Source organism: Amycolatopsis sp. NPDC005961 (assembly GCF_040629235.1).
Taxonomy (GTDB): Bacteria; Actinomycetota; Actinomycetes; order Mycobacteriales; family Pseudonocardiaceae; genus Amycolatopsis; species Amycolatopsis camponoti.
This window is the reverse complement of the sequence record NZ_JBEXVF010000141.1, coordinates 1-7,889: the sequence shown is the minus strand read 5'-3', so window position 1 is coordinate 7,889 and position 7,889 is coordinate 1. Positions and strand designations below refer to the sequence as shown.

The window sequence follows — 7,889 nt, the reverse complement described above, 5'->3', positions numbered from 1 at the left end:
CAGGGTGCGGGCCGCGGCCCGGCCGAGGCTCAGCGGTGCCTGGTCGGTGTCCACCGGGTCGGTGACAGTCACAACGAGAACCACCCAATCATTCGAAGGTCAAGACTGGTAACGGGGATTGGTGGCGTGCCAGGTGAAGCCGCCGCCCATCCAGGAACGGACACCCACGAGGAACCGCTGCAGCTCCGGCGACGCCACCGCCATCAGCTCGCGGTGGCCGTCCTCGAACTGGTGGACGATCTTGTTGTGCAGCTCGACGGTGGCCTCGACCGCCTCCTCGACCGGACAGCCCCGGTCCGCGGCGATCTGCAGGACCATGTTGCAGACGGGCTTCTCGTCGGCGGCGTCCTTGGCCACCGAATGCAGGTCGTTGACCAGCACCGACGCCGTCCCGGCCCGCATCATCGCCTCCCGCACGCGCGGGTCGTAGTAGAACGGCGCGGCCAGCTCGTACCCGCCGACGGCGTCGACGAGGGTCATCGACGTGTAAAAGCTGTCGTGCTGGCGGGCCGCCAGGTACTCCCACGCGGGTGGGTAGCGGCCGGTGTGGCGCCACGCCGCGTAGGCGTCCCAGCTGACGAACATCGCGAACGTCGAATAGCAGACCCGCTGGACCAGCACGGGGGAGCCGTGCCGGCCCAGGTGGCCGATCGCCGAGTGCAGCCCGACGAGGATCGGGTCCGCCCGCAGCGCTTCTTCGAGGGGCGCCGAGAACTCCCCGGCCGGCGCGACCGGGTCCATGGCCGCCATGACGAGCGCCAGGCGTGGCGGCAGTTCGGTCGGCGCCGCGCCCAGCGCGCTGTCGTCGGCGTAGTAGTCGTCGGCCGCCCACCACGTCGCGTTCAGCTGCGCCGCGACGAGCAGGCGGTCCGGGTCGTCGCAGTCGGGGTGGGCGAGCATCACCAGCCTGCCGAACCCGGCCTGGGCGATCTGGTCGAGGCCCTTGCCGGTGAACCCGCAGTCCTCGGCCCACGCGACCAGCCGCCGGTCGACCTCCCCGGCGAGGGCGTCGTCGATCCGTCCCGGAACCGGGCAGTACAACGGCGTCGCGCTGCCGTCACCCCACGGCAGGTACGCGTAGGCCGGGTCCTGCCCGGGCGCGGGCGCGAACTGGGTCGCGATCCGCGCCGCGGCCGTGCCGAGGCCGAACGGGCCCGCGAGCAGGCTCGCGGCACCCCCGTTCGTCCACTGTGGACACGCGGTCCCGGTCGTCATGGCGGTCTCCCTCGGCACGCCCGCCTCAGACGCGGTCGGCGGCGATGAGCAGGTAGTGGAAGCTGCCTTCGCGGTACGCGGTCAGGAACGGCTTCTCCACCCCGGTGGCGACCGAGGACCGCTCCCGCAGCTCCCAGTACGGGATCGTCGCGGCCGTCAGGTCGACGACGTTGATCGGCACGAACCCGTTGTCCGACAACGCCTTGAAGTAGTCGCCGCGGGCGTGGATGTTGCAGATGTAGTGCTGGTCGATCTGGCTCACCGCGCGCGAGCGGCCGCCGGTGACGTCGTTGTAGCAGCCGGTGATCGTGACGTACCGGCCGCCGGGCTTGAGCTGCCGCGCGTGCTCGGCGAACAGGTCGTGCAGGTCGACGTACATCGTGCTCTCGTTGTTCCAGATGCCCTGGAACACGCCGGATTCGAAGCCGGTGTCGAGCATGTTGCGCAGGTGGTAGCGCACCGAGCCGTCGATCCCGCGCTGCCGCACGTGCTCGTTGGCGAACCCGACCTGCTGCTCGGAGATGGAGATCCCGTCGACCTGGCAGCCGAAGCGCTGGTGGGCCATGACGCTGGTGCCGCCGCGGCCGCAGCCGGCGTCGAGCAGCCGGTCGGCGGGCCCGATCGGGCCGAGGTGGTCGAGGAGGACGTCGGCCTGCGCGGTCTCGAGCCGGTGCATCTCATCGATGATCGCCTGGTCGCGCCGGTCTTCGGGGGCGTCGAGGACGGCCGGGTCGTAGTCGCCGAGGCCGTAGTGGTGGTGGTAGAGACCGTCGACATCGCCCAGCCGGAGGTTCACCGGGTCCTTTTCCGCGTTCCAGTAGTCGGCGACCGACTGCTGGTACGCGGTGCGGGTCACGGGCTGGTCGAGAGCCGTCATCGAGAAACTCCTCGTTCGTCTTCTTGAAAGGGGAAATCCCTTGGGGTGCAAGGAAACGCACCGGGCGCCCGGCCTCGTCCCCTCCCCGACGACGCTAGCGAGTAGTGATTCCCGCGGACAAGGAGCTTCACTCGCGCTGGCCGTGCGGTGCCCGTCTGGCCCAGCGGCACCCCTGCGGGGGGTGGTCCGCGACGCACTCGGCAGCCTCTTTCGGGACCCGGGGCACCTCGTTGGGATGACGCGCTGCGACCGTGGGTCGCGACGGCCGGGTCAGGGGAGTGACGCGCGGCTCTCGGCCAGCCCGGCGAGCAGATCGCCGTGCTCGGCGACGCGGTCCAGGACCTCGTCGGCGGTGAAGGTCAGGTGGTTCACGTGCCGGCACGCGCGGACCTCGTCCCACGTCACCGGCGTCGACACCGTCGGCCGGTCGCGGCCGCGCAGGGAGTACGGGGCGATCGTCGTCTTGGCCGGGTTGTTCTGGCTCCAGTCGATGAACACCCGCCCGCCGCGCTGCGCCTTGGCCATCACCGCGGTCACCGAGTCCGGCGTCTCCCGCGCCAGCCGCTGCGCGAGCCGCTTGGCGTAGGCCGAGGGCGCGCCGGGGTCGTCGGTCCGGATGCCGCAGTACAGCTGCATTCCCTTGGACCCCGAGGTCTTCGCGAACGGCGTCAGGCCGTCGGCGACCAGGACGTCGTGGAGGCGTTCGGCAACGCGCGAGCAGTCGACGACGCTCGTGCCCGGGCCGGGGTCCAGGTCGAACACCAGGCGGTCGGGCGGCTGCGGCGTCGCGTCCGAAGTGACCGTCCACTGAGGAACGTGCAGCTCCAGTGCGGCCATGTTGGCCGACCAGACCAGCGCCGGCAGGTCGTCGAGGAGCGGGTAGTCGATGGTGTCGCCGCTGCCGCGGGAACCGGTGCTGGGCAAGCGGACCGTGCGCAACCACGACGGCGCGCCGTTGGGGACGTTCTTCTCGAACCACTTCTCGCCGTCGACCCCGTTGGGGTACCGGATGAACGTCACCGGCCGCCCGGCGAGGTGTGGCAGCAGGACCGCGGCGATCCGCGAGTAGTAGTTGATCACCTCGCCCTTGGTGAACCCGTCCGCCGGGTACAGCACCTTGTCCAAATTGGACAGGGTGAGCTGCCGGTCGCCGGCCTGCACGGTGATCTTCCGGCTCACCGGCTCGGGCGGCGGCGCGGCCGGTTCCGCCGGTGCCGCGCGCGGGGCGAGGACGTCCCCGGGTTCCTTGTCCGCCCGCAGGCCGCGCCAGGCGGTGTGGCGGACGCGGCCCGCGCGCGTGAACTGGCGGTAGACGATCTCGCCGACGAGCCGCGGTTCGACCCAGCGGGCGCGGGCGGTGTCCTCGCGCGGCGGCGTCGTCGCGAACGGGTGGGTGCGGCGTTCGAGCCGCTGGAGCTGGTCCTTGAGGTCGGCGCGGGCGGCCTGGCTGAAGCCGGTCCCGACGTCGCCGATGTAGACGAGGTCGCCGCTGACGGGGTCGTGCGCGCCGAGCAGGAGGCCGCCGAGGGTGCCGCTGAAGCTGCGCTGGCCGGGGCGCCAGCCGCAGATGATGACCTCCTGGGTGCGGATCAGCGGGTGCTTCAGCCAGGCGTCCGGCCGCTGCCCGGGCAGGTAGGCGGAGCTGCGGAGCTTCGCCACGACGCCTTCGTAGCCCGCGGACGCGGAGTGGGCCAGGAAGTCCGCCGGCGTGCGGCGGTCCGCGGCGAGCTCGTCGAAGGTGACGGCGCGGACCACCGAGACGCGGTAGGGATCGGGCATCGGCAGGCCGGCCAGCAGCCGGCGGCGTTCGTCGTACGGTTCCTTGAGCAGATCGCGGTCGCCGAGCCGCAGCAGGTCGAAGGCGAGGAAGCGGACCGGGATGTCGTCGAACGCCCGGCCCGGGGACGCGCTCTGGTGCCGGACCCAGCGGCCGCGGCGTTCCTGCATGAGCTCGAAGTCGATCCGGCCGTCGTCGCCGTAGACGACGATCTCGCCGTCGAGGATCGCGGCCTGCCCGTCGAGGTCGAGCACTCCGGCGAGTTCCCGGAACTCCGCGGTGAAGTCGATGTTGTTGCGGCTGGTGAGGACGGTGGTGCCGTCCGGGGCGATCCGCATGGCGGCGCGGTAGCCGTCCAGCTTGTACTCGTAGGCCCACTCGGCGCCGCTGCGCAACCGGCCGCCGTCGGCCTTGGCCAGCATCGGCTCGACCCACGCGGGGACGCGGGACGCGTCGTGAGCAGCCATGCCGAACCTCCGTCTGTGCTGCTTCGACGGTAACCCGTTCGGCCTAGTTCTGCCGGGTTTTCGCAGGTGAACGTGGGCGGGTCGGCGTCAGGCGGGGAAGAAGTCCTCGACCGCCCGCCGAAGGGTCGTCCGCACGGTTTCGGCGTCGTCCAGTTCTCCGCCGTGCAGGGCGCCGTCGCGGAGGAGGACCAGGACCCGGGCCGCGTGGTCCGGCTCCGGGTGGCCCGCGGCCGCCGCCTCGCTCCGGAGGACCTCGAAGAACCACTGGCGGTGGTCGTCGATCACCCGGCGGACCTGGGAATCGGCGTCGGGGTACTCCGCCGCCGCGTTGAGGAACTGGCAGCCGCGGAAATCCTCGCCGCACGTCGCCTCGCCCACCACCGACAGCGCCGAGGCGAGCGCCTCGCGCGCTGGCTTGCCCGCTCGGGCCGCGTCGACGGCCGTGCGGATCTGACGGCTCGTCTCGGCGAGGTAGGCCGCGACCAAGTCGTCCTTCGTGGGGTAGTGCCGGTAGAACGTCGCCCGCGTCACGGACGCCTCGGAGACCAGGCGCTCGACCCCGACCGCGTGGATGCCCTCCGCGTAGAAGAGGCGCGACGCGGTCGCCAGCAGCCGATCTTTCGGGTGCACGTCGGCGGACTTCATCCGGCCAGCATAGAGAAAGACTGGTCGTTCTGCCAGATCGGCTACGTCACATTGCCAAGGCGTCCCCGGACGGCCAAAGTGTGGAGACAGAAAGACCAGTCGTTCTCTCTGAGGAGCCAGTCATGAGCAAGCCCACCATCGTCCTGGTCCACGGCGCTTTCGCCGACTCGTCGAGCTGGACCGGCGTCGTCGCCAAGCTGCAGGAGCAGGGCTTCCCGGTCGTCGCGGTGGCGAACCCGCTGCGCGGCGTCGAGTCGGACGCGGCGTACGTCGCGGACGTCGTCAAGGGTGTCGAAGGCCCGGTCGTCCTCGCCGGCCACTCGTACGGCGGCGCGCTGATCACCCGCGCGGCGACCGAGACACCGAACGTGCGCGCGCTGGTCTACATCGCGGCGTTCCAGCCCGACGCGGGTGAGAGCGTGTTCGAGCTGTCCGGCCGTTACCCGGGCGCCAAGCTCGGCCCGGAGACGACGAACGTCCTCGTCCACGACGGGACACCCGAGCTGTCGATCAAGCCGGCGGACTTCGCCGAGGTGTTCGCGGCCGACGTCCCGGCGCAGACCGCGGCGATCCTGGCGGTCACCCAGCGGGCGGTCGCCCAGCAGGCGCTGGCGGCCCCCTTCGAGGGCACGCCGGCGTGGACGAAGCTGCCGTCGTGGACGCTGATCGCCAACCAGGACAACGCGATCCCGGCGGCGGCACAGGAGTTCATGGCCGACCGCGCGTCGTCGACGGTCCGCCGGATCGACGCCTCCCACGCAGTGGCGGTGTCCCAGCCGGCGACGGTGGCCGAGGTGATCGTGGCGGCGGCCGACGCCACGGAGTGAGTCCCGGCTCGTGCGGACCGGGAGCCCGTCCCGGTCCGCACGGCTAGGCCGCTTCGATGCCGTGCGGCGCGAGCTCGGCCCGCAGCCTCGGCCCGAGGAATTCCGAGTTCACCACCCGGCGCAGGTTCGGCACCAGAGCCAGGTCCGTCAGGGACGTGATGTCGAAGAGGTCGTCCTCGCCGTCCCAGACCGGCGCGCACTCCTGGTACACCCGCAGACCGCCGTCGAGGAGCAGTTCGTCGACCGTCGCCAGCAGTCCGGGGCTGATCTCCAGCGCCTCGAAGTACGCGCGTGCCTCGGGCTGCACCTGGTAGGCCGACCCGCGGTCGTAGGCGTACTGCCACGCGTCACCGCCGGGAACGAGGTCGGCGAAGCGGAACGCGGGCGTCAGCACCTGGTCGTCGTACATCAGCTTTTCGACGACGACCAGCTTGAAGTTGAAGTCTCGGAACACCCCGGCAACCTAGCCGACCGGCCGGAGCCTCGCCCGGGGTTCGCTAGCGCCGCAGCGTCGTCTCTTCGTCCAAACGGGACAGTTTCGCCGGGTTGCGCACCGCGTACAGGCCCGTGATGAGCCCGTCGTCGACGCGGACCGCCAGCACCGTGTCGACCTCGCCGTCGCGGCGCAGGAGCAACGCCGGGTAGCCGTTGACCTGGACCGCGGCCAGGGACCCCGCGGCGAAGTTGCCCAGGCCGGCGGCCAGCAGCCGGCCCACGTCGGACGCGCCGACCACCGGCTCCGGCGCCGCCTGCACCACACCGCCGCCGTCGCCCAGGAACACCACGTCCGGGGCGAGGATGTCCAGCAGGTGCTGCAGATCGCCCGTCTCGACCGCGCGCTGGAACGCCTCCAGCGCGTGGCGGGACGTGGCGGGGGAGACGGCGCCGCGAGGGCGGCGCGCGGCGACGTGGGAGCGGGCCCGGTGCGCGATCTGGCGGACCGCGGCCGGGGTCTTGCCGACGGCTTCGGCGATCTCGTCGTAGCCCAGGTCGAACACCTCGCGCAGCACGAACACGGCCCGCTCGGCCGGCGTCAGCGTCTCCAGCACCAGCAGCATCGCCATCGAGACGCTGTCGGCCAGCTCGAGGTCCTCGGCCACGTCGGGCGCGGTCAGCAGCGGCTCGGGCAGCCACGGGCCGACGTAGGACTCCTTGCGCCGGCCGAGCGTCCGCAGCCGCATGAGCGCCAGGCGGGTGGTGATCCGGACGAGGTACGCGCGCTCGTCGCGCACGGCGTCGAGGTCCACGCCCACCCAGCGCAGCCAGGTCTCCTGCAGGACGTCTTCGGCGTCGGCCGCCGAGCCGAGCATCTGGTAGGCGACGGTGAACAGCAGGTTCCGGTGCGCGAGGAACGCCTCGGTGGCGGCGTCGGCCATGGGGGATGCCTCTTTCGTCTCGCGGAGTTTCCCACCAGATGCTCGTCGGGGCCGCTTTGTGACCGTGACCGTCGTCACGGTCACGGGGCCGGGGTGGCCCGGCATCTCGTGGTCGTCCGGTTCACGACCACGGAAGAGGAACCATGGAACCCCGTTTCAGCCTGACCGGCACCGAGATCGGCGCCAAGTTCGCCAAGCGGTTCGGCACCGCGAGCCTGGCCATCGTCCAGTCGCCGCTGCCGAAGGTCACGCAGGAGCTGGTGTCGCTGCGCGTCAGTCAGATCAACGGCTGCGGCTGGTGCGTCGACATCCACACGAAGGAGCTGGCGGCCGCCGGGGAGACCGCGGTGCGGATCAACCTGGTCGCCGCCTGGCGCGAGGCCACGGTGTTCAGCGAGGCCGAGCAGGCCGCGCTGGCGCTGGCCGAGGAGGGCACCCGGATCGCCGACGCGAGCCCCGGCGTTTCCGACGACACCTGGGAGCGCGTGCGCGAGCACTACGACGACGACCGGACCGCCGCGCTGGTGGCGCTGGTGGCCCAGATGAACTCGGCCAACCGGCTCGCGGTGATCCTGCACCAGAAGGGCGGCTCGTACGAGCCCGGTATGTTCGGCTGAGCGGAACCGGCCCGGGATCACCCGAACCCGCGCCGGGTCGTTCTTCGCGTGGGGGGCTGGCGCAGGCGGGGCGGGGGGAGTTAGGGGA

The 7,889-nt window shown here is 71.6% G+C and carries 8 protein-coding genes; 2 read left to right on the top strand and 6 right to left on the bottom strand.

The window, feature by feature from the left end; all coding sequences use genetic code 11:
- Positions 1-99: 99 nt before the first annotated feature.
- The 4 genes from ABZ342_RS48580 to ABZ342_RS48565 form a co-directional block, all read right to left on the bottom strand.
- Entirely contained in the window at positions 100-1,215 is a 1,116-nt protein-coding gene (locus ABZ342_RS48580; protein ID WP_360488810.1) for a family 2 encapsulin nanocompartment cargo protein terpene cyclase, read from the bottom strand.
- A gap of 25 nt (positions 1,216-1,240) precedes the next feature.
- Positions 1,241-2,092: a geranyl diphosphate 2-C-methyltransferase gene (locus tag ABZ342_RS48575; protein WP_155542980.1), complete on the bottom strand. Its 852-nt coding sequence runs from the start codon at positions 2,090-2,092 to the stop codon at positions 1,241-1,243.
- Positions 2,093-2,362: 270 nt separating this feature from the next.
- The gene (gene ligD / locus ABZ342_RS48570) at positions 2,363-4,336 is read right to left on the bottom strand and encodes a DNA ligase D (protein WP_360488807.1); all 1,974 of its coding nucleotides are present in this window, start codon (positions 4,334-4,336) and stop codon (positions 2,363-2,365) included.
- 87 nt (positions 4,337-4,423) lie between these two features.
- Positions 4,424-4,981 carry a TetR/AcrR family transcriptional regulator gene (locus ABZ342_RS48565; RefSeq protein ID WP_360488804.1) on the bottom strand — a complete coding sequence of 186 codons (558 nt, stop codon included), beginning with the start codon at positions 4,979-4,981 and terminating at the stop codon, positions 4,424-4,426.
- Between the two features lie 122 nt (positions 4,982-5,103).
- Here ABZ342_RS48565 and ABZ342_RS48560 point away from each other — a divergent pair, with 122 nt between their 5' ends.
- Entirely contained in the window at positions 5,104-5,808 is a 705-nt protein-coding gene (locus tag ABZ342_RS48560) for an alpha/beta hydrolase (RefSeq protein ID WP_360488801.1), read from the top strand.
- A 43-nt stretch (positions 5,809-5,851) separates the two neighbouring features.
- Here ABZ342_RS48560 and ABZ342_RS48555 read toward each other — a convergent pair whose 3' ends face one another.
- Complete coding sequence (locus ABZ342_RS48555; protein WP_360488798.1) at positions 5,852-6,262, bottom strand: hypothetical protein; 411 nt, start codon at positions 6,260-6,262, stop codon at positions 5,852-5,854.
- A gap of 43 nt (positions 6,263-6,305) precedes the next feature.
- Positions 6,306-7,184 carry an RNA polymerase sigma-70 factor gene (locus tag ABZ342_RS48550; RefSeq protein ID WP_360488795.1) on the bottom strand — a complete coding sequence of 293 codons (879 nt, stop codon included), beginning with the start codon at positions 7,182-7,184 and terminating at the stop codon, positions 6,306-6,308.
- 143 nt (positions 7,185-7,327) lie between these two features.
- On the opposite strand from ABZ342_RS48550, the gene ABZ342_RS48545 reads away from it, so the two are divergent.
- Complete coding sequence (locus ABZ342_RS48545; RefSeq protein ID WP_155542985.1) at positions 7,328-7,801, top strand: carboxymuconolactone decarboxylase family protein; 474 nt, start codon at positions 7,328-7,330, stop codon at positions 7,799-7,801.
- Positions 7,802-7,889 lie beyond the last annotated feature (88 nt).

What these genes read in the sequence shown, in the direction of transcription:
- ABZ342_RS48565 (WP_360488804.1), bottom strand. Translation starts at nt 4,981, where the DNA reads ATGAAGTCCGCCGACGTGCACCCGAAAGATCGGCTGCTGGCGACCGCG.
- ligD (WP_360488807.1), bottom strand. Translation starts at nt 4,336, where the DNA reads ATGGCTGCTCACGACGCGTCCCGCGTCCCCGCGTGGGTCGAGCCGATG.
- ABZ342_RS48560 (WP_360488801.1), top strand. Translation starts at nt 5,104, where the DNA reads ATGAGCAAGCCCACCATCGTCCTGGTCCACGGCGCTTTCGCCGACTCG.
- ABZ342_RS48545 (WP_155542985.1), top strand. Translation starts at nt 7,328, where the DNA reads ATGGAACCCCGTTTCAGCCTGACCGGCACCGAGATCGGCGCCAAGTTC.
- ABZ342_RS48580 (WP_360488810.1), bottom strand. Translation starts at nt 1,215, where the DNA reads ATGACGACCGGGACCGCGTGTCCACAGTGGACGAACGGGGGTGCCGCG.
- ABZ342_RS48550 (WP_360488795.1), bottom strand. Translation starts at nt 7,184, where the DNA reads ATGGCCGACGCCGCCACCGAGGCGTTCCTCGCGCACCGGAACCTGCTG.
- ABZ342_RS48575 (WP_155542980.1), bottom strand. Translation starts at nt 2,092, where the DNA reads ATGACGGCTCTCGACCAGCCCGTGACCCGCACCGCGTACCAGCAGTCG.